Origin of the sequence: Streptomyces sp. MnatMP-M17 (assembly GCF_900091995.1) — a bacterium.
In the GTDB taxonomy this organism is placed as follows: Bacteria; Actinomycetota; Actinomycetes; order Streptomycetales; family Streptomycetaceae; genus Streptomyces.
In genome coordinates, this window is sequence record NZ_FMDK01000777.1 from 1 (window position 1) to 2,397 (window position 2,397).

The 2,397-nt window shown below is 72.8% G+C and carries 2 protein-coding genes and 1 pseudogene; all 3 read left to right on the plus strand.

The features are described 5' to 3' along the window. Positions 1 to 96 precede the first annotated feature (96 nt). The gene (locus GA0115259_RS30340; RefSeq protein WP_237540606.1) at positions 97 to 552 is read left to right on the plus strand and encodes a CU044_2847 family protein; all 456 of its coding nucleotides are present in this window, start codon (positions 97 to 99) and stop codon (positions 550 to 552) included. Continuing rightward, positions 549 to 1,619: an AAA family ATPase gene (locus tag GA0115259_RS30345; RefSeq protein ID WP_256098210.1), complete on the plus strand. Its 1,071-nt coding sequence runs from the start codon at positions 549 to 551 to the stop codon at positions 1,617 to 1,619. The genes GA0115259_RS30340 and GA0115259_RS30345 overlap by 4 nt, the downstream gene beginning before the upstream one ends. A 6-nt stretch (positions 1,620 to 1,625) precedes the next feature. Beyond that, positions 1,626 to 2,397, plus strand: a pseudogene (locus GA0115259_RS30350) (hypothetical protein); the annotation flags it as partial.

Consider the following 2,397-nt stretch of genomic DNA (forward strand, 5'->3'; position numbering starts at 1 on the left):
TGGCGGGGCCCGTGGCGGGCGGGTTCGGGAAAAGCGCTGAAACACCGTCAGCGGTCCTGTAGAACAGTGGCCCTTGAGCGGTGGAGGGGGAGACGCATGACGGTCATCGTGGGTCCTGTGGCACCGGGGGAGGACGGGCCGATTCCCGTCGTGGTGGACATGCGCGGGCCGGGATACGCGGCGGGCGCGGCCGGAGATCCGGCCGCCGTTTACGACGCCGTGTACGAGGACGAGGACACCCGGGACGGCGCGGCCCAGCGGGTCTTACGAGTGGCCAGGGACTCGTACGGCGAAGGTCTCGATCTGGCACGGCGCTGTGCCTCGCAGGCCATGCGCAGACTTGGTGACCTGGGCGAGGGACTCCGCCCGGACGAGGTCGAGTTACAGGTGTCGATCACGCTGGACGCGGGCATGGCGGCGGTCGTGAAGGCCGGTGCCGAGGCCCAGCTCCAGATCACCTTCCGCTGGCAGCCGGGCGCGCCGGACGCCGGCTCGGCGGGCGGACCTGCGGGCGGACCGGCCTCGGGTGCCGTGGCGGGAGCGACTCCGTGACCGAGGAGACCACCGACGGCGAGGGCGGCCCGGGACTTGTAACGGCTGCTGCCGCGCTGGAAGCAGCCGCGCTGGAAGCAGAGGCGCCGGGACCGGCCGTACCGGAACCGGTACCCGCGGCTGTGTCCGAGCCCGCGCCCGTACCGGCCATCCCGATCCTTCCGTACAGCCGCGTCGTCGGGCAGGACGATCTCAAGCTGGCGCTGGAGCTGAACTTCATCGCGCCGCGCATCGGCGGAGTGCTGATCACCGGCCAGCGCGGCACCGCCAAGTCCACGGTCGTCAGGGCCTTCGCGCTGATGTCCCGTGGCGAGCTGCCCGTCACCCTGCCGATCAACGCGACTGACGACCGCGTGCTCGGCGGCTGGGAGCTGGACGCGCTGATGCGCGGCGAGGCCAGGGAACAGTCCGGACTGCTCGAAGAGGCCCATGAGAAAGGGCTGTTGTACGTCGACGAGGTCAATCTCCTGGACGACCATCTCGTCAACATCATCCTGGACGTGGTCTCCACCGGAGTGCTCTCCGTCCAGCGCGAGGGCATCGCCGCGGCCAGGCATCTCTCCTTCGGGCTCGTCGGCACCATGAATCCGGAGGAGGGCGGACTGCGCCCGCAGCTTCTCGACCGCTTCGGGCTCATGGTGACCGCCGCCGAGCTGGACACCGAGGCACGCCATCGCATGATCATGACGGTACTGACCTTCGAGGAGGAGCTGGCCAAGGCGGAGTCCGTCTGGCGGGCCGACGCCGGGACGGAGGGCGCCACGCTCAGGAGCGCGCTGCTGGCCGCCAGGGCCGCGCTGCCCGAGGTGGAGGTGGCGGAAGAGATCGGCAGGCTGTGTGCCGAGGCCGCCGGCCGGGTCTCCGCCGTGGGCCACCGCGGCGAACTCGTCACCGCGCAGGCCGCCCGCGCCCTGGCCGCCAAGGAGGGCGCCGCACGGGTCGAGCCCGGACATGTCCGCCGCGTACTGCCGTTCGCCCTGCGCCACCGCCGGCCCGAGTCCATGCATGGCGGCACCTTCGAGTGGGGGCCCGACGACGACGCGCGCGTCGAGGACCTGTTCGGCTGACCGCCCATGCCCGCGATACCCGAGACACCCGAGAATCCACCGGCTGCGGCGCTGTCCCTGGCTGCGGCTGCGGCTGCGGCTGTGGTCCCGGGCTCCGGCGAGCTCGCGCGGCGGCTGCTGACCGCCCTGGTCTGTGCCGCCGTCGAGCCCGGACTTCCCGGTGTGCTGCTGTTCGATCTGCCGCCCGAGCTGACCACTCCCGTCACCGAGGTGTTCGCCCGGCTGGTCGGCCGGGCAGCCGGAGTGCCCGAGGATGCCGACGAGGGCGCCCGGGCCGTGTCCCTCACCACTCTCGGCGCGGCCACCAGGGACGAGGACCTGTGGATACGGCCGCGGCTGGCGCGCGGCCCGGACGGCATCAGCTTCACGCTCGTACCGGGACCGCTCACCGAGTCGCCCCCAGGGCCCTCGCTGGTCGTCGTGCCCGATCTCGCCCGGCTCAGTGTGTCCGGGATGCGGGCCGTGGTGCAGCTCCTCGGCGCCGATGTCGCCACCGTCGAGCACTCCGGCCTTCGGCACCGCTGGCAGCCGCGCGCCCGCTGGCTGGCCGTCTGCCGCGCCGAGGACACCGAACGCGTCTCGCCGCATCTCCTCGACCGCTTCCCGGTCCGTCTCTCCGTCGCCGGACTCCGTACGCTCCCGGGCACCGGTACGCTCCCGGGCGCCGACTCCATGGGCGACAACTTCACCGGTCCTCTTGGCCCGCTCCCGGACGGCTGGCGGGCCGCTCTGGGCCCGCAGGCGCACCGGCCGCCTCCGGCGCTCGCCGAGGACCTCG

Coding starts and splice junctions, on each gene's coding strand:
- GA0115259_RS30340 (WP_237540606.1), top strand. CDS start 97: ATGACGGTCATCGTGGGTCCTGTGGCACCGGGGGAGGACGGGCCGATT.